The 24,458-nt window shown below is 46.6% G+C and carries 14 protein-coding genes; 10 read left to right on the forward strand and 4 right to left on the reverse strand.

What is annotated here, in order from left to right; translation table 11 throughout:
- The first annotated feature begins 20 nt into the window (after positions 1 to 20).
- Together KOE27_RS18050 and KOE27_RS18055 are read left to right on the forward strand one after the other, a co-directional pair.
- A complete protein-coding gene (locus tag KOE27_RS18050; RefSeq protein ID WP_215240217.1) occupies positions 21 to 1,574 on the forward strand; it encodes a RagB/SusD family nutrient uptake outer membrane protein in 1,554 nt (517 codons plus the stop codon).
- A gap of 164 nt (positions 1,575 to 1,738) precedes the next feature.
- Positions 1,739 to 2,650: an AraC family transcriptional regulator gene (locus KOE27_RS18055; RefSeq protein WP_215240218.1), complete on the forward strand. Its 912-nt coding sequence runs from the start codon at positions 1,739 to 1,741 to the stop codon at positions 2,648 to 2,650.
- Between the two features lie 162 nt (positions 2,651 to 2,812).
- On the opposite strand, the gene KOE27_RS18060 is transcribed toward KOE27_RS18055, so the two are convergent.
- The 4 genes from KOE27_RS18060 to KOE27_RS18075 all read right to left on the reverse strand — a co-directional run bounded on the left by KOE27_RS18060 (position 2,813) and on the right by KOE27_RS18075 (position 9,694).
- Complete coding sequence (locus KOE27_RS18060; protein WP_215240219.1) at positions 2,813 to 5,164, reverse strand: ABC transporter permease; 2,352 nt, start codon at positions 5,162 to 5,164, stop codon at positions 2,813 to 2,815.
- Positions 5,165 to 5,498: 334 nt separating this feature from the next.
- Complete coding sequence (locus KOE27_RS18065) at positions 5,499 to 6,041, reverse strand: DUF4276 family protein (protein ID WP_215240220.1); 543 nt, start codon at positions 6,039 to 6,041, stop codon at positions 5,499 to 5,501.
- 6 nt (positions 6,042 to 6,047) lie between these two features.
- Positions 6,048 to 7,259, reverse strand: coding sequence for an AAA family ATPase (locus KOE27_RS18070; RefSeq protein ID WP_215240221.1), 1,212 nt, complete (start codon positions 7,257 to 7,259; stop codon positions 6,048 to 6,050).
- Between the two features lie 215 nt (positions 7,260 to 7,474).
- The gene (locus KOE27_RS18075) at positions 7,475 to 9,694 is read right to left on the reverse strand and encodes a phosphocholine-specific phospholipase C (RefSeq protein ID WP_215240222.1); all 2,220 of its coding nucleotides are present in this window, start codon (positions 9,692 to 9,694) and stop codon (positions 7,475 to 7,477) included.
- 416 nt (positions 9,695 to 10,110) lie between these two features.
- On the opposite strand from KOE27_RS18075, the gene KOE27_RS18080 reads away from it, so the two are divergent.
- From KOE27_RS18080 to KOE27_RS18115, 8 genes are all read left to right on the forward strand, one after another.
- Positions 10,111 to 13,389 (forward strand): family 78 glycoside hydrolase catalytic domain, encoded by a 3,279-nt coding sequence (locus tag KOE27_RS18080; RefSeq protein WP_215240223.1) that lies wholly within the window; start codon positions 10,111 to 10,113, stop codon positions 13,387 to 13,389.
- A 112-nt stretch (positions 13,390 to 13,501) separates the two neighbouring features.
- Positions 13,502 to 16,645, forward strand: coding sequence for a SusC/RagA family TonB-linked outer membrane protein (locus tag KOE27_RS18085; RefSeq protein ID WP_215240224.1), 3,144 nt, complete (start codon positions 13,502 to 13,504; stop codon positions 16,643 to 16,645).
- A gap of 16 nt (positions 16,646 to 16,661) precedes the next feature.
- Positions 16,662 to 18,188, forward strand: a complete 1,527-nt coding sequence (locus KOE27_RS18090) for a RagB/SusD family nutrient uptake outer membrane protein (protein WP_215240225.1) — start codon at positions 16,662 to 16,664, stop codon at positions 18,186 to 18,188.
- A gap of 96 nt (positions 18,189 to 18,284) precedes the next feature.
- Entirely contained in the window at positions 18,285 to 21,014 is a 2,730-nt protein-coding gene (locus tag KOE27_RS18095; RefSeq protein WP_215240226.1) for a family 78 glycoside hydrolase catalytic domain, read from the forward strand.
- A gap of 34 nt (positions 21,015 to 21,048) precedes the next feature.
- Positions 21,049 to 21,795: an SDR family NAD(P)-dependent oxidoreductase gene (locus KOE27_RS18100; protein WP_215240227.1), complete on the forward strand. Its 747-nt coding sequence runs from the start codon at positions 21,049 to 21,051 to the stop codon at positions 21,793 to 21,795.
- A gap of 5 nt (positions 21,796 to 21,800) precedes the next feature.
- Complete coding sequence (locus KOE27_RS18105; protein WP_215240228.1) at positions 21,801 to 22,424, forward strand: cyclase family protein; 624 nt, start codon at positions 21,801 to 21,803, stop codon at positions 22,422 to 22,424.
- A 12-nt stretch (positions 22,425 to 22,436) separates the two neighbouring features.
- Complete coding sequence (locus tag KOE27_RS18110; RefSeq protein ID WP_215240229.1) at positions 22,437 to 23,453, forward strand: zinc-dependent alcohol dehydrogenase; 1,017 nt, start codon at positions 22,437 to 22,439, stop codon at positions 23,451 to 23,453.
- A gap of 42 nt (positions 23,454 to 23,495) precedes the next feature.
- Positions 23,496 to 24,458 (forward strand): C-terminal binding protein, encoded by a 963-nt coding sequence (locus tag KOE27_RS18115; protein ID WP_215240230.1) that lies wholly within the window; start codon positions 23,496 to 23,498, stop codon positions 24,456 to 24,458.

Below are 24,458 nucleotides of genomic sequence, written 5' to 3' on the forward strand. Positions count from 1 at the left end.
TAAACATTACTCTTTTTGCAATGGAAAATAGAAAACATAAAATATGGATTTTAAGTCTGCTGACTGCCTCGCTTTTTATTGTGTCCGGCTGCTCCGACTTCTTAGACAATCCGCTCGAAAATCAGGCACCGTCTGTAACGATCGACTACACCGATATGAACCGGATGTACCAGCCAGTGTCAGGAGCTTACTCTTCAGTGAGCAAAGGAGGATTTGCTTCCTGGGTTCACACATTCATCAAAGCTTCACAGAGCGATGACATCGACCCGCGCACAGGATACAGTGAAGTAAATGAGCTGATTCACACTTATAAAAGCGGTGCTGTAATCAAAGGCTTCTGGGCCCTGGACGATATGTGGAGCAGATATTACGGTTCCATCCTAACCTGTAACAGTGCCTTGACGGAACTGGATAAATTCGGAGCAAATATCAGCGCCTCTGACGAAGCGAATAAAAAACTCCTGGTCCGTTACCAGGCCGAAGTGCGTTTTCTGAGAGCTCTGCTGCATTACTTCGTAAGCCGCTCTTTTGGAGACGTGCCCATTCTGGGCATTGAAAGTGTGGATCCTGCCTATCTGGGGACTGTAGGCAAAAGCAAGGTTGAGGATGTAAGAAAGCACGTGATCACTGAAATGGATTTCTGTATTGCCAATCTGGAAGATGCCCGCCCCAACGAGGCCACTCATCAGGGAGGCGTCACCAAATACACGGCATTATTCCTGAAGGCCAAAGCGGCAATGGACCTGGCAGGCAATGATAACGGAAGTGCTTACTGGGATACCGTACTGGAAACTACGGAACAGATCATAAACAGCGGGAAATTCTCACTTTTCCCGGATTATTATCAGTTATGGAAAAAACCAGGAAAACTTTCCAACGAATCAATACTGGAATTCCAATATACCGACTTCGGGAATCCAACAGGCGACGTAGTTACTTCCGGTGGCCAGGTATGGGACAACTTTTATCTTTTTCAGGCCCCGGAGAATACTTACGGTGATCCGATCAACGGAAGTGGCTGGCTGATACCTTCCGACGCTGCCGTTAAATTCCTTAAAGATCGCAATGACGCAATCAGGCAAAAAACGACCATTCAACTTTCCGGCATTGACGGTAGGCCGGGCACATATAGTGTAACTCCCGACGGAGATACCATTTCTGGCAACACTTCCGGAAAAAAATATTTCAATGGAAAGGCTTACTTCCCCAAATCACAAATGACTCCCGGCAGAACAGGCTGGTATGGTGCCAACAACAATGTTCGGGTGTTCCGTTACGCGGAAGTTTTGCTGATGAATGCTGAAGTTAAAATCCGGAAAGGACAAAGCGGAGATGCTCCTCTGAATCTGGTCCGTCAGCGGGTGGGCCTTACACCGCTTACCAAAGCCACCATTCAGCAACTTCTGGATGAGCGCCATGCCGAATTTATATGTGAATGGTGGGGTGAACGGTTCAACGACCTCGTAAGAACCGACCAGGCCGCCATGGTACTGCAAGGCTTTGTGAAAGGAGAAAGCGAGTTTTTCCCTATTCCGCAGGCTCAGGAAGACCGGAACACAAATCTTAAAAACTGAGAAACACATTTTATCTTACCGGTATAACGAACAATCAGAGCAGGAATTCATTATGATTCCTGCTCTGATTGTTTTGGGAAAAGCGGCATACCAATTCCACTCCAAAAGTTGCAAAACAAGACCCATTTCAGGGTAATTTCCACGGAAGGTGTACTTTATATTTCATGGACCCGCTTCTTTTAAAAGTCAAAAAAACAGAAACAGATTCTTTCAGTGTAAATCACTTTAAGTATCATGGCAGCTTTCCAGGCCTGTGGCATTACCACTCCGAGTATGAGCTGACATTGATCATCAAAAGCTCCGGAACCCGGTTCGTGGGCGACCATATTGACCGGTACACGGAAAACGACCTGATTTTTATAGGCAAGAATTTAGCTCATACCTGGAAAACCGATGCTGCATTACCTGATACCGATGTGTTCTCGGAAGCACTGGTCATACATTTCAGGGAAGATTTCTTAGGAAAAATGTTCTTTTCGACACCGGAACTGGCTGAAGTTGAAAAATTCCTGCGGATGTCGCGCCGCGGAATGAAAATTATAGGACAGACACAGACACAGGTCATCTCACATATGTACCAGATCGGATCTTTATCCGGGGTTGAAAAGCTGATCAAGCTGCTTCAGATACTCAGTTTGCTGGCAGGATCAGAAGATCTGATGTTTTTATCCAGCGATGGATACAGCCAGTATATCAACGAAAACGATAACGACCGGCTCAATAAAGTACATGCTTATATCATGGACAGTTTCAAATCACAGATCCGTCTGACCGATGCGGCCGATATTGCCCACATGAGCCCTACAGCCTTTTCGAGGTACTTTAAGCAAAGAATGCAGAAACCGTTTTCTCAATTTGTGATTGAGCTGAAAGTTGGATATGCCTGTAAGCTACTGATGCAGCACCAGTTCAGTATCCTGCAGATCTGTTATGAATGCGGGTTTCAGAATGTCTCCAATTTCAACAAACAGTTTAAACAGTATACCGAACTTTCTCCCAAGCAGTTTCAATTAAAGCACAAATCGCTGCGCTTGCAGGCGTCACTGTATCAACATCAGGTGCAGGAGAATCTTTGACCTTAAATCAGGAAATTTCATAATTGGTATCTGCCCTTTATGGATTAACCTCCTCCATGCTTTCTACTTTGATACCGCCCGTTCAAAAACTTTATCAATAAGCGAAACGCCCCGGTTCTGCAACAAAACCAGGGCGTGGGAATTACCTGAACCTTAATTTTTTTATTCCGATTGCAAAGAAGCTATCGGGTTCATCAGCGCAGCCTTGACGCTCTGGAAACTCACTGTAAATAAGGCTATTGAGAGGGCGATTACCCCCGAGATTATAAAAATATCCGCTGTGAGATCAATGTGGTATATAAAATCGCTGAGCCATTTGTTCATCAGATACCATGCCACGGGAGAAGTTATGACGATGGCAATCAGGATCAGTTTTACAAATTCTTTGGACAGGAGCGTCACCACACTGGATACGTTGGCTCCCATTACTTTCCTGATGCCAATTTCTTTGGTACGCTGCTCGGCTGTAAAAGCTGCCAGTCCAAGTAATCCCAGGCAGGATATCACAATGGCCAGTATCCCGAAATATTTGATCAGTGTGTTCACAATCATCTCGGAGCGGTACATTTTCTCATAGTCTTCATCCAGAAAATGATAGGCAAAAGGATAGTTGGGATTGAAAGCGCGGGTAACGTTTTCGATATGCTTTATGGCTTCTTCTGTTTTACCCGGCAATGTCCGTATCATCATAAATTCGGTATTCTGCCCTTTGTAATTGACCAGTATCAGCGGTTCGATGGCTCTGTGAAAGGAGTTCAGATGGAAATCCTTCATCAGCCCGACGATGGTTCCCTCTCCCATCCAGAATTTCACCTTCTTGCCCACCGGATCTTTCATGTTCATCATTTTGGCTGCTGCTTCATTGATGATATAATTGGACGTATCGCCGGGGAATTCCGGAGAAAAATCGCGTCCGGAAAGAATTTTGATATTCATGGTTTTGACAAAATCATACCCCGCATAGGTGGCGCTTACGGTGTTTGAGAGCTCTTTGTCGCGGCCAGCCCAGTCCAGGTCGCCGGAGCGGCCGCTAATATCGGTAGGCAATTCACCTGTGGTGGTAGCTGCGGCAACGGAAGGGGAATTTAATATCTCCTGGCGAAATGCTTCCAGTTTTTTGTACAGGTCTCCTTCAAGCGAAATGTACAATACATTTTCGCGGTCAAGCCCCAGTCTTTTTGTTTGAATATAATTCATTTGCCGGCCGATCACCAGCATGCCAATGATGAGAAATATAGAAAGGCCAAACTGAAACACTACCAGTCCTTTGCGCAGGTAGTTACTTTTATTTGAGAAAGTAAGGCGCCCTTTTAAAATTCTGATAGGTTGTAAAGCAGACAGATACAAGGCCGGATAACTGCCTGCTACGAGACCTGTGATGCACACAAGCCCCACAAGTGTGAGCCACAGCACAGGATCAGTGAAATTGATGATGATCTGTTTCTCGACCACCTGGTTAAACACTGGAAGTAAAACCAGTACAAAAATGAGCGCCAGAACCGCCGCCAGGATACTCACAATGAGCGACTCCCCAATAAATTGCACGACCAGAAATTTCTTTTCCGCACCTACCACCTTGCGTACACCCACTTCCTTGGCTCTTTTGACCGAACGGGCGGTAGCCAGGTTCATGAAATTCACACAGGCGATCAGCAGTATGAAAATGGCAACAATCCCGAATGCCCTCACATACTCAATACGACCGCCAGTTGCTTTAAGTCCTTCATATTCAGAGAAGAGATAATGATCCTTCATGCTCTGGATAACCGGAAAGCTTATGAGCTGAGGCGGAGCATTTTTCTTGATGATCTTTTGCATGACCTTTTCCGCATTCTGAGGATTGGCATTGGGTGCGAGTAAGGCATATATTTTAAAACTGGAATTCCCCCACCACTTCATCCAGTCCTGTTCCTGAACCTTAAAATTGACGATCCAGTCAAAACGTACCGAAGAGTTGTGCGGAATATCCTCAAACACAGCGCTCACAATGAGGTCGGTGGCATTGTCCAGCCTGAAGGTGCGGCCGACTACATCCGTTTTGCCAAAATATTTTTCGGCCAGTTTACGGGAAATGGCGATGGAGGTGGGTTGCTCAATAGCTGTTTTAGGGTTTCCGGCCACAAAAGGTGTCTGAAAAACTTTGAAGAAATCAGAGGTTGCATAAATTCCATTTTCCTTGGTCGACTTTTCTCCTGCTTTCAATAGCAGGTTACGGTTCCAGGTAATTTTGGTAATGGCGGCCACTTCCGGAACCTCCTTTTGAATGGCCTCCAGCCAGGGGCCCGGAACCGGATCCCCTACGCTGTACTCGCCCTTCCATTCCGAGCCCGACCGTACGTTGTAAATATTTTCAAGGTTGGGGTAAAAACTGTTAAATGAAATTTCGTCTTTAATCCAAAGCCAGATCAGCAGGCTGCATGACATCCCCAATGCCAGTCCGAAAATATTGATAAAAGAGAAAAGCTTGTTCTTTAACAAACTCCGGATCGCTATTTTAAAGTAATTTTCAAACATGGTACAGATGATTACAGATGACAAATCGGAATATCCTTTGAAGCAAGAACCTTAATGGTTAAAAATTCTGTTCCATGCCAAAACATACCATTTAACTTGTTTATTTTAAGCAATTTACCTTATATTTCATAAAATAAAATTGTCCACTTCCGGACACCTTACAGGCATAAACGGACGGGCGCGGATTATTGGTAAGCCTGCTAAGTTCTTCTCTGCTACTCTGCTGGAAGCATGTACTTGATGATCTTAAGTACCCCGGTTAACAGGAAAATATCTTCGTGAATTATGTTGGAAGGTGTCTGGCGCTGGAAAGAACATGTAGACACTGGGCGAATTATCTGAGTTTCTTAACCAACCTTTTGTAATCAGCAAATTCCACCTCCAAAAGGTTACTGTCCAACAATTTCAGAAGTTCAACAGCGTGTTTAATCTTATGGTATTCACCTTTTCTTGAAGTTTTCGTAATCTTTTTAAGTTCTTTATCAGGATACTCAAAATCAATAGGTTTCTTTATTGTCATTTTGTCTGAAACCTTTTTGCCATTATGATCGACACCGTAAAACTTGTCCAAGATTGTCGGTTGAGATAGAAACCAGCTTTCCATCTCCTGTATCATATAAAAAACGTTATCCCTGACATCCGTTAGATTATTCTCCCGAATATCACGTTCCCGGCTATCTTCTTTCCCATCTAAATCAACGAGTAGCAGGAATAAATCTCCTGGAATATTTTTGTGCAAAAATTTATCAATCGTCAGCCATTTTCCGTCACCAAGAATAATACGAGGCAGATTATTATTTAACGCTTTGGATAAAAGTTTTGAAAAACCTTGCCTGAGATCTCCATTAGGGCTGTTCGACTCTCCTTCGATAAACAATATTTTTTAAGCGCCATACCTTACTCCTCCCAGATCACCTTGCTTCCACATATGACCAAGGGAAAATTGCTCATACCATCCGTTAAAATTCGCGGCATCATAAGAAATTACATTGGACGCGTTAGTATCGTCCTTGTCAAAAACCCGTACATTTTGCAAATCAAAATAGTTGAGCAGATTTTCCGAATGTGTGGAGATAACCATAGCGGATTTCTCAGATGCTTCTTTAACAGCATTGGCAACATTAAGAATCATGTCCGGATGAAGGCCAACTTCGGGTTCGTCGATGCAAATAAAACTTCCCCGATCTGGATTATATAAAATCGCCAAAAGGCATAGGTAACGCAAAGTCCCATCAGAAATACCGGATACATGAACTGAACTATCAAGGCCATGCTCCTCAAGCATTAGTTCAATACTGCTGTTACCACTAATGAAGTTAAAATCGAAACCGGTAAAATTTGGATTTACCTCGTTTAACATCTCAACAATTTTTCTGTATTGCTGTTTGTAATTGATTTTTATGGTATTCAGTATTTGCGGAAGATTTGTCCCATCAGAAGCAAGCCGTTTATCCGATGTAGCCAAGACAGCCTTGCGAATAGGGCTTTTGGGTGTGGTATCGAAATAATCGTAAACCATGACGTCTCTGATTGCCTTTCGTAAGGTGGTAAGTGCATAGTATCGGTCGCTATCACTAACCTCCTTTAAAACAAGCCCTTGTGGGTCATAGTCGCTGTATCTGATCAGTTTGGGTTTCTCACCGGGATCGCTCTTTTCTGCAAGATGCCCTACTCCATTTGTAAAATCGAGGTAAATATAACCTCGCTGACTTTCGATCTTTTCATGTACATTAAAATTCTGTAAACTTGGAGATCTTGTAAGGGTTATGGTATACAAAATGTCATCGGTGAATTTAAAGCCATATTTCCCATTAGTGATGGCATCACCATCAAAAGTATACCTTATGCTTATGGCGTCTGTAAGGTGATGCGAATTTGATCCTTTGAAGAACACATTATCAAATCCACCCAGATTATCTATTAAATGCTTCTGTAGTCCAATTCCCGAAACGCCTTCCCTTAAAAGTTTTACAGCTTTTAAAAAGTTGGATTTCCCGGATCCATTAATCCCAATTAAAATATTAACATTAGGGTCCAGATCAATTTCTGATTCATGGAAGCTACAAAAATTTGTAATTCTAATCTGTTTAATCATGACCCGAGATCAAATCTGAAAGTGAATTTGACTTTTGTTTTTACAATCTACAAATATAATTCAAATGTCAGTCAGAAGATATACTGAAAAATGCACCTCTGCCCGCCAGGCCTGAGCAAGATCTGGTTTTGCCACAGCCCTCCGGCGGACTGTGGCGTTAAATCCTGTTTCCTATGTATGGTGGATTTCAAATCTCAGGGTATACCCGTTAATTTTCAAATTTCACTGGCCATCGCCGGATCACTTACTCCGGGCTTCCCGGTTTCGACCCTCCCGGCAAATCTGCGGAGAAACTCCGTTCCATCGGATGTTTTGAGGGTAAAGTCATACCAGTTGCCGCTTTGGGCCAGTGTCCATTCTTTTTTTACCGATCCTTTTGGCAATACCTCCAGCAGCCACGGGCCGCCATAAGCGTAGGCATTGGCAATAATTTCAACGGTAACCGGTTTGGCGTTTTCGTGATGGATTTTCAGACTGACACCTCCCTTTTTGTGATCATACCTGACCGCTACCTCTGGAAACAGTGCATCGGTCTTCCCTGAAAACTTGCGGAAATAGCCATTCGGACCAAACACTTCCAGATCGTACCGTCCTTGATCGGCAGACAAGTCCCATGCATCGCTAAGGGTTTTACCGGCTTCCACCGTATAGCGTTTTGGAATTTTATCCAGGTGTTTTAAATCATATACATGAAATACGGCCCCGGCTTTTCCGGTATTGCCAAACTTAAGACTGATTTTGGCTTCCCCTTTTGTAACATGAGCATCAGTATGTAAATCATAAGGCAATGCCCTTGAAAAGCGCGTCCCCTTTTCCTGAAACAGTGGTGCAGGATTGTCAGGGGCGGAGGCCCGGGGCAACAGGCGGGAGGCAGCTTCTGTCTCAGCATAATTACTTGTGGCAGGCAAATGGGGAAATACCGGATCATTGGGGTTTACGAAATCAAAAGCGGAGGTGAGGTCTCCGCTCACCGCACGATGCCAGGGGCTGATGGCCGGAATGTGAATCCCAAAACGTTTTTCAAGGAACTGGCCCACGGAGGTGTGGTCTGTTACCTGGGAATCCACCCAGCCACCCTTGCTCCACGGAGAAATCACATACATCGGTACTCTGGGACCCATTCCCCAGGGGCGGATATTGCCGCTGATGGTGTCCCGCTTGTCCTGGTATACCCTTTCACTCTTGCGGCCGCCTTTTAGCATACTCGCAGCGTTGAAAGGATTAGGAAAAGGTTGGGTTCCCTTATCATTATTGAAATACATGCCCGCTACGTCCAGTGTTGATTTTCCCGCCAGCGACCCGTCCAGATTATACGAGGGAACTGCTGGAGCAGGCAAGTGATCAAACAAACCGTCGTTTTCGTCAAAAGTGAGAAAGAAAACCGTTTTGCTCCATACCTCCGGATTAGCCGTGATGGCCGCCAGTACCTGATGGGTAAAATCCCCTCCCCGGTTGGGACTCGACGGCCCGTTCGGATGTTCCGAATTACTTTGTGATGGCAATACCCAGCTTACCTGCGGAAGGGTATTGTTTTTAACATGTCCGGTGAGGTCGTCCAGCGACCAGTGCCGCATACCGTTTTCATAGATGGGCGAGCCCGGTTTTGCAGTGCGAAAACTTTCAAAAGCCAGGCAGCCGTGCATAGCTCCATTCCAGTTGTCGTTAGGATCCTGATAAATCCGCCAGCTGATACCTGCTTTTTCGAGCACATCGGGGATGGTGTCCCATTTGAAAGAAGAACCGCGGTACACGTACCCAGGCTCTGGCATACGCCCAGGTTTATTGGTTCCTTCGGCATGTTCAGGCCAGCATCTGAGGTTCACAGGTTCAGAATCTTCGTCGGTACAATTGATACCTGCCGCCCGTTTCTCAGGATTGAAATTGGATCCCGACCAAAACATAATACGGTTCGGGTCGGTACCTGTGGCTATTGAGCAATGGTAAGCATCACAGATGGTAAAGGATTCGGCCAGGGCATACTGAAACGGGATTTCCTCGCGGGTATAGTAAGCCATGGAATACGGTGTTTTGAAAAGTGGCCAGAAACCGTATTTGCCCTGGTTCCAGGCGGCCTGGGTATCAGGAAAATCATGTGGAGTACCGTTGACAAGCGCTGCGTTCATCGTTCTTTTGTCGGCACGGTAAGGCGGTATTTCTTTTTGTCCGTCGGATTGAAAAAATACATTTTTGCCGCTTTCTAACGGGATGGGAAAACGATCACCAAAACCTCGGACACCACGCATGGTACCAAAGTAATGGTCAAAGGATCGGTTTTCCTGCATCAGGATCACAATATGCTTTACATCCTGGATTGATTTTGAGCTATTGTGTGCCTCTACGGCCAGCGCCTTTTGGATAAGGGCCGGCAGAAAATTTAATGCGGCACCGGCTCCCGCGGCGATTTTGATAAACTTACGACGGTCTAATTCAGTCATGATTAAGGAAGTTCAGGTAGTATCAGTACCCTAAATTAAGGATCAATTTCCAGATACCAGCAAGTGTGATGATTAAGATAGCATTAAGGATAATCCCGCTAATCGGTCCTGTAATGGAGTCTTAACCTGCCATTTTGAAGCTGCATTACACGGCAGGATTTTACCCCAAATCATTGGATCTGGTGATACTTCGCCAGATTTGTTACATATGAGTTATAAAGATGCTATAAAAGTATTATTTTTTGCTACGAAACTGGAAGTCTTACGCTTTCAAAACTGGTAAGTTTACATATCAATAATTGTAAGTATTTATAGATTATTTAATACATATTAAATAATGCACTTTCCAAACTAATAAATATTATTCTTTAATTACTATTAGTACCGAGCCCGCTACTCACCTTTAACCTATAGAAATGAAGATTTTTTGCTCAAATCTCCTGATCCTGTTTGCCACCCTATCCTATGGCACGCCTCAGTCTGTCGCTTTGAAAACAGATCAGCTCAGAACGGAATACCTTGTGAATCCGGTTGGAATAGATGTACTGCAGCCCCGCCTGAGCTGGGAACTTGCTTCGGATACGAGGTCCCAATTTCAGTCGGGCTACCAGATCCTGGTCGGTACCGACTCGCTGCTGCTCTTAAAAGATGTGGCAGATGCCTGGGACTCGAAAAAGGTAATGTCGTCGCAAAGCAGCCAGATACCGTATTCCGGAAAAAAGCTTCAGTCCAAAACCAGATATTTCTGGAAAGTAAGGGCCTGGGATGCCAATAAAAATGCCGGAGCCTGGAGTACTATAGCCAGCTGGTCCATGGGCTTGCTCACCAAAGCGGACTGGCAGGCCAAGTGGATAGGCGCACCGGAGCAGCAAATTCCTTATGAGCAGCAATATTATATCAATTACGGCTTTCAGTCCGACTTTGTTTCGGATAAAAATGCTAAAAACCAATGGGTTGCGATTGATTTGGGCGCAGTTGAGGATGTCCGTCAGATCAGGCTCTATCCGGTGGATTATAAAAAAATTCCAGACGGATACCTGTTCCCGAAACGCTTTAAAGTGGAACTTTCCAACACGCCCGACTTCAAAAATTCCAGCGTCATAGCCGATGAAAGTAAGCAGGACTATATCAAAAAAGGACTTGCACCTTACGTAAAAAATGTAACATCGACGAAAGGCAGGTACCTGAGGGTGGTGGTTAATAAGCTTGACAAATTGGAAGAGGGCAAGTATGCATTTGCTTTTGCTGAGCTGGAAGTGATGAACGCCGCATCCAAAAATATTGCGCTGAATAAAAAAACGACGACGGCTGTTTCCTATAACCTATATCCGCCGTTTTCCTACGAAAACTGGCTTCCCGAAAAGCTGACCGATGGTTTCTACAAAAGTAATCCGGACCATAAGTCGTTCAGCTTGCCTATCCCACCTTCGCCCTTACTCCGTAAAACCTTTACATTGCATAAAAAGGTGAAAAAAGCAACGCTTTACGCCAGTGCACTTGGCCTGTATGAATTCAGCGTTAACGGGAAAAAAGCGGGTACCCAGGTGCTGGCCCCGGAATGGACGGATTATCACAAAAGAGTTCAGTACCAGACCTATGACGTCACCGAATCTCTCAAAAGCGGGGTAAATGTAATGGGCGCGATGCTGGCAGATGGCTGGTATGCAGGTTCTATTTTTTCTCATCCCGACCGTGGTTCCTATGGCTTTGACCGAAGGCTGATCGGCCAGTTAGAAATTGTCTATGAAGATGGAACGAAGGGGCAGATCGTGACCGATGGCAGCTGGAAATTACTGGAAAACGGTCCGATCCAAAGGGCCTCGCTTTTTGACGGGGAATTCTTCAATGCCGGGTTGCTGCCGGAAAGGTGGCTGCATGCTGATTTTGACGATTCGCAGTGGAAGCCTGTAACTGTCGACCCTACGATCGCCAAGACACTCAGCGCACAGCTTAACGAACCTATCAAAATTATTCAGGAGATCAGGCCGGTGAAAATGTTTAAAGTAAAGGAAGGCACCTACGTTTTTGACCTGGGGCAGAACATAGCCGGTTGGGTGAACCTGAAACTGAATTACAATCCGCAACGTGATATTACTTTCAGGCATGGCGAAGTGCTGGACGATGAGGGTATGCTTTATGTAGCTAACCTGAGAGGTGCGAAACAAATGGACGTATATACACCAGGGGCAGGAAATTCAGTAGATTACGAACCCCGCTTTACCTACCATGGGTTCAGATACGTTGAGATATCAGGACTTACCCGAGAACCTGACCTGGGGGATGTGACAGGCAAAGTGGTGGCTTCTGCTTCACCTTTGGCGGGTAGTTTCGAAAGCTCGTCTCAGGATCTTAATAAATTATGGTCCAATATTTTATGGACCCAGCGGGGTAATATGCACTCCGTCCCAACGGACTGTCCTCAAAGAGACGAGCGCGCCGGATGGATGGGCGATGCACAGGTTTTTGCACAAACTTCAATTTACAACCTTGATATGGCTGCGTTTTTCACCAAATGGGTGAGGGATATCAGAGATTCCCAGCGGCCCGAAGGACGTTATCCCGATTTTGCACCGCAGGTGGGTATCTGGAACAACTTTTACAATTCGCCCGGCTGGGGAGATGCCGGCGTACTGGTGCCCTGGCGCCTGTATGAAAATTATGGAGATACCTCCATTTTGGCCGCCCAGTACACCTCTATGAAAAAATACATCGTGTTCATAATGAAGTCAAATCCCGATCTGATCTGGAAAAATGCAAGGGGAAACATGTACGGAGACTGGCTGAACGGAAATACTATTATCTCCAAGGATTATCCCAAGGAAGGTGGGAAAGTACCGGATGATATTTATTCAACAGCCTTTTTTCAGCATTCTACTCAAACCGTGGCAAAAGCGGCCAAATTGTTGGGCCACCAGAAGGATCATAGGTTTTTTGATTCACTGGCCACCGCTATCAGGTCCAGATTTGTGGAGGAATACGTTGATGCAGATGGCCGAGTGAAAGGAAACACCCAGGCGGGTTACGCCATCGCCCTGGATTTTGATCTCATCCCCCGCAATTTGCGTGAACAGGCCGCTGCACACATGGTACAGGCTATCAAGGATTATGATTTCAGGATTTCAACCGGTATTCAGACAACCATCCGGATGATGAACCAGCTTACGGCCTTTGGTTACAACGACATAGCCTACAAACTGCTGGAAAGCCGCCGTTTCCCCTCCTGGATTTACTCCATAGACCAGGGAGCAACCACCATTTGGGAGCGCTGGGACGGATATGTAAAAGGCCGTGGTTTCCAGAATGTGGGCATGAACTCCTTTAATCACTATGCCATTGGTGCAGTGGGCGAATGGATGTACCGCAGCATATTGGGGATCAATACAGAGACGGCTGGTTATAAGCATTTTATCGTTAAACCAGTTGTGGGCGGAAGCCTGACGTGGGCAAAAGGATCATACAATTCTGTTGCCGGTAAAATTTCCGTAGACTGGAAACAGGATACAAACAACTTTAAATTGAATGTACAGATTCCCGCTAATACTACTGCGACAGTGTTTTTGCCAAAGGGTAAAAATATCACTGAAAACGGTCAGGCTATCAGCGGATCAAAAGATATCCGGATTGTCGAAACAAATGAAAAAGGTACCTCTTTGCTCGTACAATCCGGTAATTACCATTTCAGCGTAGCGCTGTAATTAAGTTTTTTTAATCTATTCCTAAACCCCAGGTTTTTATAACGCCGGCTATAAAAACCTGGCACAAAAACTATGTGCCAAAATAATCCATTCGTATTAAAATACTGCAAACATGAAAAGAGTCACTACCCGGTATTTCCATCATAAATGGACACCCCGATCAATATTTTTGAGCAGTTTATTTACTGTCTCAGTAGTCAGTATTTTTCCGGAACAATTACAGGCCGGCCCCTTTGAAAAAGGCACGGTAAGCCCGGATGCTAATGCTACCCCATGGTTTTTAGAAAGAACAGTTAAAGGCAAAGTGGTGGATGAAAAAGGAGTTACTTTGCCTGGGGTTAACGTAATCATCAAGGGAACGACCAAAGGCACCGTGACCGACGAAAACGGAGCTTTTTCCATAGCAGTACCCGACGGGGAAGCAATACTTGCCTTTTCCTACATAGGGCATATCACGCAGGAGATTTCTGTTGTGAACCAGAGCTTTCTGGATATTACCTTAAAGGCCGATACCAAATCACTCGAAGAAGTAGTGGTGGTGGGGTATGGTCAGCAGAAAACCAGAGAAGTAACCGGATCCATCTCCTCGCTTTCAACGGCGCAATTACAGGATCAGCCGGTGGGGCAGATAGGCCAGAAAATCCAGGGCCGCATTGCCGGGGTGCAGATCAACCAGACCTCCGGGCAGCCAGGCAAGGGTATCTCGATCAGGATCAGGGGAGCCGCATCTGTTAACGCGGGAAACAGTCCGTTGTATGTGGTAGATGGCGCTCCCATTGTAGGAGATATTAACAGTATCAACCCAACAGAAATTGAGAATATAACGGTACTGAAAGGTCCTTCGGCTGCCTCCATTTATGGTTCCAGGGCGGCAAACGGCGTAGTGCTGATCACGACCAAACAAGCCAGGCCAGGGAAAACGGTGGTACAGTTCAGTGTGAGCCAGGGAGTGGGACGCGTACCGGACCGTGGACGTCCGGACCTCATGAATGCCAAGGAATTTCTGGAATTTCAAAAAGGGATATTTGAAGATAAAATCAAATACGAAGGATACGCGGGTGGTATTCCTGCACTGTACCAGAACCCGCAGAGCTGGACAGGCCCGGATACCGACTGGATGGATGAGATGCTGAGAAACTCCAGAATGAGCAGCTATAATTTATCGTTGCTGGCCGGCAAAGACAAGTTCACCTCGGCCACCACGGTGGGCTATTACGATGAGAGCGGTGTGATGCTGAATACGGGCTATAAAAGATTTTCGCTTCGCTCCAATAATGAGTATCAGGTCAATGATAAAATCAGGGTGGGGCTCAATGTTGCTCCGACCTACCAGACCGGCCAGAATTTCGGTACGGATGGAACTTACAATATCATTTTTGCAGGTTTAACCACGCCGCCTATTTTTTCTCCCAACGAAAAGAATGCGGACGGTACGCGTAAGCTGAGGTTTGAAGGCCCGGGGCTTTTCACGCAGCCCAACTGGGTGTCGGTTCTGGAAACCTCCAAAAACAAGGAAACAGTATCCCGTTTGCTGTCAAATGCCTTTCTGGAATTTGAGTTTCTCAAAAACTTTAAATTCAAATCCGCAGTATCAACCGATATCGCCAATACCACCAATCGGATATTCAACCCCAGTTCAACCGGTACGATCTGGTCTCCTCCGCCAACAATCCCGTCGGGTTCATACAGTACCACCAATTACTACTCCTGGCTAACCGAAAACACGCTGACTTACAGTAAAACTTTTGCAGATGACCATCAGTTGGAAATACTCGCCGGTTATTCCGCACAGAAATTCCACCAGGAATATAATTCCCTGTCGGGAAGCAATTTCCCGGACGACCTGGTATCCTGGATTGATGCGGCGGCAGTAAAAAATGGCAGCAATAATACCACGGAATGGTCTTTGTTATCGATGTACAGCCGTTTCAATTATAGTTTCAAAGGCAAATATCTACTCTCTGCATCCATTCGCCGCGACGGGTCTTCGCGTTTCGGAAGTGAAAACAGATGGGGGGCATTCCCTTCGGTGTCTGCGGGATGGATTGTTTCTGATGAAAAATTCATGGAGAATTTACACTCGCTGAGTTATCTTAAACTGAGGGCAGAATATGGTCTGGTGGGAAACTTCAACATTGGTAATTACAGTCAGTTCGGAAGAGTATCCACCACCAATTATGTTTATGGCGGCGCTCTGGCGCAGGGCCGGAGCCTCACTACCCTGGGCAATAACAAACTTACCTGGGAAACCACCAAAGGAATTGATGTAGGTATTGACATCTCATTTTTCAACGACCGCCTTTCTTTTACGGCCGATTATTATCAGAAGTCTATCGACGATATGTTGTATCAGGTGGATATTCCGATGGGTACAGGATTTGGAAATATTCAGTCCAACATCGGAGGCTTTAAGTTCTGGGGATACGAATTTTCGGCCAGCACCCGGAACCTCACCGGCGCATTAACCTGGAATACGGATTTCAATATCTCCGTTAACCACAACCGGGTTGAAAAACTTGGAACCAATAACACCCCCATTGACGGGGTTGGCGAACAGGGAACCTACTGGAAAACGGAAGTTGGAAGGCCCATCGGGCAATTCTGGGGCTATGTGTTTGACGGGGTGTATATGAATCAGCAGGAATTTGATTCTCAGCCAAAAGCAGTTACCTCGAGCGTAGGGACGGTCAGGTACAAAGATCTTAACGGCGACGGGGTGATCACCAATACCGACAGGGCCTTCCTGGGTAATCCCAATCCCAAATTCATCTTCGGGTTAGCCAACAGTTTGTCGTACAAAGGGTTGGACCTGAACGTGGTGATCTCCGGAGCCATCGGACAGGACATTATCAATGGACAAAAAGAATGGTCGGATAACCAGGATGGCGTATTTAATGTTCAGAAATACTGGAAGGACAGATGGCGGTCAGAAAGTGAGCCGGGCAATGGAATTTATCCGCGAACAACCGGAGCGGGCAATAACTTTTTCAGGTATGCCAACAGCCGCTGGATTGAAGACGGGTCGTATGTGACTATCAAAAATATTACGCTGGGGTATACCCTGCCGGTTTTGAAAAAGGTATTCAGCAGAACGAGAGCTACGCTGAGCTGTCAGCAGGCCGCGGTATTTACCAAATACAAGGGTATGTCGCCGGAAGCCAGTATCAACGGGCTGAACGGCCTTCGGGAAGGTGTGGACGCCGGTGCCTATCCTGTCCCCAGAACATTTGCGATTGGTTTGGATTTAAACTTTTGATTAAAAGAAACTTATCATGAAACGGAAAATATATATATCCATTTTATTCGCCGGGCTGCTGTCGTCCTGCTCCCAGGATTTTTTGGAGCTCTCTCCTGAAAGTTCCATCACGGACGGGACCTTTTTTAAAGAGCAATCCCATTTTGAACAGGCGCTGGTGGGTGCCTATGCCGCGCTGAGAGGGATCAAAGGTTCGCGCTCTGCTTATGTAATGGGCGAAATGAGATCTGACAATACTTTTTATGAGTACAACAGTACCGACAGAGGTGTACAGTATATCAACATGGAACTGGCCGACGGCTTTCTGGATGATGCTTCCAGCAACGTAACCAACGAGATGTACAATAACGCTTATTCGGTCATATCCCGTGCCAACAGCATTATTACCAATATCCCGAATATTACCCTGGCACAGGATGTGTCGGATCGGATCCTGGGCGAGGCACGGTTTATCCGTGCGCTGGCCTATTTCGACCTGGTACGGTTTTATGGTGGGTTGCCGCTCTATCTTGACCAGGTGAAAGGTGTGGAAGACGCTTACCTGGAGCGTTCAACGGTGGAGCAGGTGTACGCTGCCATTGAAGACGATCTGACCTTTGCCGCTGAGAAACTCGCTAACCCTACTTTTCCGCAGGTTGGCAAAGCAACAAAAGGAGCAGCCAAGATGCTGTTAAGTGATGTATATATCACCCAGAAAAAATACCCTTTGGCCGAAACTCAGCTCAGGGATATCATGGGCATGGGTTACGACCTGCTCCCAGATTATGGTGATGTGTTTGAGCTGGGTAACAAAAACAGCAAGGAATCTATTTTTGAAATTCAGTACCAACAGGGAAACCAGGGACAGAACAGCGCTATGGTTTACGCCTTTCTGCCCATCACAGACAACGCCAGTATGCTCACCGGCACAGTAGGGCGCGTTTCTGCCGGCGGCTGGAATGTACCCACGCAGGAAATGGTGAACACCTACGAAGCGGGAGATCAGCGGCTTCCTAACTCCATCAGTATTATTGAAGGCACCGGCCCGGTGGGAGCACTGGTGATTGATGCAGTGAAAAGCCCGGTGGGTTATGTACCCACTCCCGGGAAACGGAGCTATCGGTTTATCAATAAATATCTGCATCCGCATAGCCTTATTAACAATACTGATGACAATGTTCCGGTATATCGGTTTTCCGAAGCGCTTTTGGCTATGGCGGAAACACTCAATGAGCAGGATAAAGGAGCGCAGGCACTGGAGTATCTTAATCGGGTGAGAAAGAGAGCCGGACTGGCGGCTGTCACCGTTACTGCCAAGGAGCAGCTCCGTGCCATTATCCTGCATGAGAGAAGGGTGGAACTGGCCTTTGAAAACAAAAGATGGTTTGACCTGCTGAGAACCGGCCAGGCCATTGACGTGATGACAAAAAATGGAGAATACCTGAAAGCGTTATACCCGAATCTTCCGGCGAACAGTTACAAACTCACTGCCGACCGACTCTTATTTCCGATCCCGCTGAGGGAAATACAAATTGCAAAACTTCAGCAGAATCCTGGTTATTAGCGTGTTGGCTAAGTGATGATTTTTGGTGGCGGGTACAAGTTGAACCCGCCACATTTTAAATTTTTGAATTATAAACATAGATACGGTTGTCCTGCTATGAAGTACAGAAAAAACATTTTGCTGACGTTGTTCCTGCTGAGCTTATATCTGCCTGCCCTGGCTCAGATACATGTCTCGGAAGCATTATGTGATAACAGGTTAAATGCTGCCGGAGTGAATCCTGCAGATATGTTTTTCTCCTGGGAGATGAAATCTCCGCGGCAGGCTGTAACGCAGTCGGCGTACCAGCTGGTGATCGCGTCTTCTCCAGCCAAGTTAAAAGCAGGGCAGTTTGATGTTTTCAATTCCGGCACTGTAAAAAGTGAGCAGAGTATCCAGATTCGCTATCATGGTAAAAACCTGAAACCAGCTGAAACCTATTTCTGGAAAGTGCGGGTATGGGACAACCGCAGTCAGCAGTCGGGATGGAGTGACACGCAACATTTCACTACCGGAATATTTACAGAAGGAGATTGGAAAAATGCCCTATGGATTGGATATGAAGACATGCCGGATACGGAGCGGGTTGTGCCTTTTGTGCACGGCAAGATGAAAGCGGGCAACAGCAGGATCATCAAAAATGCCATTTCTCCGTTGCTCCGAAAAGAATTTAAAGTCAGCAAAAAAGTACAGAAAGCCCTCCTTTTTATCAGTGGATTAGGCCATTATGAGGCCAGTATCAATGGCGGAAAGATAGGCAAGGCATTTTTGTCTCCTGGCTGGACCAGTTATGACAAAACCATATTGTACAATACCTACGACATCAGCGGCCAGCTTCGCGAGGGGAATAATACGATTGGTGTAATACTGGGGAACGGTTTTTACAATATCTCTCAGGAACGTTATGTCAAAGGTACCGGGGCATTTGGCAAACCGAAAATGATAGCGATGCTGAAAATATCCTACACAGATGGCAGCCAGGCGTATGTTGTTTCGGATCAAAGCTGGAAAACGGCTCCTTCGCCGGTTACCTTCAATACCATTTACGGGGGAGAAGATTATGACGCACGTCTTGAACAAAAGGGCTGGGACAGTAATTCATTTGCCGGGAATAACTGGAAAGAAGCCGTTCTGGTGCGTAAACCCAAAGGAAAACTGTCGCCGGAGATTGACTACCCGGTAGTATTGCAGGATTCGTTAAGCGTAAAGAAAAAAACGGTTACGGGAACGAATACATCGGTCTATGATTTTGGTCAGAATGTTTCGGGTATTCCGCGGTTAACGGTGAAAGGCAAAGCCGGACAGACCATCAGGCTCATCCCGGCCGAATTGCTGGATGCCAATGGCAGCGTGAGCCAGGCAGATGGGGTAACCCCTCATACGTATTCCTATACCTTAAAAGGAAACGGGCCCGAAACCTGGCAGCCCCGGTTTAGCTACTTTGCGGTACGCTATGTACAGGTAGAAGGTGCAGCTACTACGGCGGGAGACCAGTCCCTGCCTGAGATCACCGAGCTCAAATTGCTGCATAACCGGAACGCCGCTCCCTCAAATGGGACCTTTGCCTGTTCAAACGAGCTCTTCAACCGAATACATACCTTCATTGACTGGGCCATCAAAAGCAATATCCAAAGTTACATTACGGATAATCCGCAAAGAGAGAAGTTAAGCTGGCAGGGTGAACAGAATTTTATGCGCACCGCCATTAATTACAATTACAATAGCTACAACCTGTACCGCAGCCTCATACAGAACATGGCCGATGCCCAACATGAAAGCGGACTGGTACCTGATATTGCACCTGAGTACATAAAATTTGAAGGACCTTTTGTCGACTCACCCGAATGGGGTACTACGGCCATTCTGGATACCTGGTTTTTGTATCAGTTCTATGGCGATACTACCATGATAGGCAAAACCTATGGCATGATGACCAGCTACGCCCGCCACCTGGAAAAGCAGGCCAGCGGAAACCTGTTAAACTATGGTCTGGGGGACTGGCTTGACATCGGCAATGTAACGCCCAAAGGCATCACGGCAACGGCCTATTATTTCCATGCGATCGACGCACTCGGCCAAATGGCTGCACTCACGGGAAAAGTACAGGATGCTGCTTATTACAGCCAGCTGGCCGGGAATATAAAGGCTGCCTTTAATCAAAAGTATTTCGATACCCACAGGAAAATTTATGCCACCGGTAGCCAGACTGCCATGGCAATGCCTTTGAGTATGGGGCTTGTGGAGGAACAGTATAAAAAAGAGGTGCTTGGCAATCTTGTGAAAAACATAAAAGAATCGGATGGCAACCGGCTGACGGCCGGTGATGTGGGACATAAGTTTTTGGTAGAGGCCCTTTATGAAAATGGCCATCCTGAAACACTTTTTGCCATGACCAACCGGGACGATGTACCTGGCTACGGATACCTGTTGAAAAAAGGCGCTACGGCGCTTGTGGAAACCTGGGACGGCAAATCTTCCCAAAATCAGCTGGCGATGGGACATATCCTTGAATGGTTTCACGGGGGTATTGCCGGTATATCGCAGTCCGCCAACTCGGTTGCTTTCAAACACATTAAAATTTGTCCCCAGCCAGTAGGTGACATTACCTGGGCCAACGGCAGCTTTCATTCGCCTTATGGATGGATAAAAACCAGCTGGACAAAAACATCAGGAGTATTGACCCTGACCGTAGATATTCCTGTCAACACCAATGCCACAGTATATGTACCGTCGCAGGCTTCGTCGCGGATTTCTGTTAACGGGAAGAAAATTGCGGATTTTAAATGGAAGGATGGCCACGCTTTACTGGAACTGGGGTCGGGGCGATACAATATAAAGGCAGAGTAATTTTGATGAAAATATTAAAGAATCTGACTGAACGATGAGAGGATTAAAAGATAAGGTGGCAATCATTACCGGCGGGATCGGCGATCTGGGATATGCCACCGCGAAACGTTTGTTTGAAGAAGGCTGTAAAGTTGCATTGTTCGATCTGAAACAAAGTGATGCCGGTTTGGCAAAAGCGATTGATGCCCTTTATATCCAGGTGGATATCAGCAATGAGGAGGCCGTGAAACTTGCCTGCGAAAGAGTGGAAAACGAGCTTGGTCCGGCTCAGGTTTTGGTCAATACCGCTGCCACTTTTATTTTCAAAGGCGTTGACGCAACCGAAGAGGACTGGCAAAAGATCAATAGCGTCAACATCGTCGGCACATCCTTTGTAACAAGGTATACGGTACCTCAAATGATAAAAAAAGGAGGCGGAAGTATCATCAACTTCTCATCGGTGAGCGGGTTTGTAGGGCAGCGGAATTTTGCAACCTACAACGCGACCAAGTTTGCAATCCGTGGATTGACCAAATGCTGGGCTTATGATCTGGCAGAGCACGGTATCAGGGTGAATACGCTATGCCCTGGGTATATCTATACCAGCGCCTTTGTTAATTCGTGCAAAGTACTCAACCTGGATATTGAAGAAGAAAACAAACGGGCCTCAGAAATGCATCTGCTGAACCGGCAGGGGCAGCCCGAAGAAGTAGCCGCAGCAGCCGCTTTTCTTGCCAGTGACGATTCCTCATTCATTACCGGCAGCGATTTATTAGTAGATGGTGGATATTTAGCCAAATAAAACAGATGAAACTCGTAGATCTTTCACACCCCATGGAGCACGGTCAGCAGACCTTCCCTTCGGACCCCAAGCTTAGTATCGTATCCCATGGTACGGTCAGAACACTGAAATACAATATCAGCCAGATCGTCATGAGCTCACACCAGGGCACCCATCTGGACGCGATGTATCATTTCCTGGAGGATGGCAAAACACTGGATCAGATGCCCCTCGACTGGTTTTATGGTACCGCACATATCTTACGTTTACCCAAAGGTGCCCGGGAAGAAATAGTGGTGGAGGACTTTCTGCCCTACGAAAATTTACTCGTTCCCGGAGCAAAGATCATTTACGAAACCGGCTGGTTTAAACATTTCGGAGAGGATAATTTCTTCGATGACTTCCCATCCCTGACGCAGGAAGCAAGTACCTACCTGGCAGGCAGGGACATCCGGATGCTGGGAATGGATACCCCCACACCCAGCCGCGACTGGTACGAAGTACATCATATACTCCTCGGAAAAGAAATCGTGATTGTAGAAAGTCTGACGAATCTGGACCAGGTACCCGACGAGTTTACATTTATGGGTTTTCCACTTAACCTCAAAGGCCGGGACGGCTCACCGATCAGAGCGGTTGCTCAATTCTAAAAAGTTATCAATATGAAAGCATTGTTTTATCCGGAGTTTCAAAAACTTACGGTTACCGAGAGGCCTGCGCCCGCATTTTCGGAAAATGAGGTTTTGCTACGTGTTCTGGCCTGTGGAATCTGCGGGAGCGAGCTGGAAACTTTTAAATCCCAAAGCCCCCGGCGCGTGCCTCCGCTGATCATGGGACATGAATTTTGTGGTATGATTGAAGAGATCGGCGCAGCCGTGAGCGGGTATCAGAAGGGTGATCTCGTAGCCAGTAACAGTGTGGTTTCCTGCGGTACCTGTGATCCCTGCCGCAGAGGACTTACCAATTTGTGCCGGAACCGGCAGATATTCGGGATGCACCGTGAGGGCGCATTCGGGCAATATGTGAACGTACCGGCGCATTGCCTGGTACCTCTGTCGGGAAATGTTACGCCCCAGGCTGCCTGCATGGCAGAGCCGCTGGCAAATGGTATCCACATGGTCAATCTTTCCAAACATTTATTACCTCAAAAAGTACTGGTGATCGGGGCCGGGCCTATCGGGCTTGTCACGCAGCAGGCTTTTCAATCCTTGCTGGGCGTGGAGGTATACGTTGCCGATTTACGAAGCGAAAGGCTTACCATTGCTAGCAGGCTAGGCGCCGCAGCTACCATTAATTCCTCTGAAGAAAACCTGGTTTCGGTCATCCAGCGATTAACGGAAGAGGAAGGTATTGACCTGGTGATCGACGCGGTGGGTACTGCCCAGACCAACCAACAGGCTCTGCAGTGCATCCGGCCGGGGGGAGCTATTGTGCTCATAGGGCTCTACGAAAATTCCCAGCCATTTTTTAGCTACGATATTATTCTGTCGGAAAAACAGATCATCGGGACCTACGCTGCCACGCAAAAGGAAATACAGGAATCACTGGAGCTGATCGCCTCGGGAAAGGTGGATGTAACTTCATGGGTTCACTATTATTCGCTGGACGATGGCGTTGCCGCCTTTAGGGATATGATGGCTGCTAAAGACACCCATATCAAATCGGTTATCGTTTTTTAGCTCCTTTTTTCTTTTTCAATTCACCATTGATCTTATATACAAATGGAAACCAGCAATAAAAAAATTGTGATCACCGACCATGGCTTTGCAAATATCAACCCCGAATTGTCTGTCTTACAACATTCAGGTTATGAGATAGTTGACGCTCAATGTAAAACTGAGCAGGACTTGCTCGAGGTTACGAAAGATGCGTTTGCGCTGATCGTACAATGGGCACCGATAACAGCCAACGTGATCCGAAACCTGGATAATTGCCGCATCATCGTCCGTTACGGGATCGGTATTGATAACCTTGACCTTGCCGCTGCCAAAGAAAAAAATATCCCGGTTTGTAACGTTCCTGATTATTGTATTGACGAGGTATCCGATCATTCCATGGCACTGGCCATGGCACTCAACCGGCAGATACCCGCTACAGATGCCCGGGTACGGGAGGGAATCTGGAAAATTATTCCGCCAGGAAACGTACCGGCCTGTAAGGACTCCCTGTTCACAACACTGGGATTTGGAAGAATCGCACGGGCCGTGCTGAAACGGGCAGGTGCTTTCAATTTTCAGCTGGCCGCTTATGATCCTTATGTGGATGAAGCCGAAATGCTGGCGCATGGTGTGCGGAAAATCACTTTGGAGGAGGCGATCGGGCAGTCGGATATACTCTCCCTGCATTTACCGCTGAATGAACAAACGCATCATATCATTCACAGGGATACCATGTTGAATATGAAATCCAGTGCGGTGCTCATCAACACTTCCCGCGGGGGGCTGGTCAACACTGTGGAACTGGCGCAGGCACTTCATGAAAATCAAATTGGCGGGGCAGGGATTGACGTTTTTGAACAGGAGCCGCTTCCGGTGGACCATCCGCTTTTGCAGGCTCCTAATATGATTATTACCTCGCATACCGCCTGGTATAGCAAACGCAGTATTCCCATTCTCCAGCAGTTTGCCGCAGAAGAGGTTCTAAGGACGATCAAAGGAGAACCCCTCAAAAACCGGGTGGCCTGA

Source organism: Dyadobacter sp. CECT 9275 (assembly GCF_907164905.1).
In the GTDB taxonomy this organism is placed as follows: Bacteria; Bacteroidota; Bacteroidia; order Cytophagales; family Spirosomataceae; genus Dyadobacter; species Dyadobacter helix.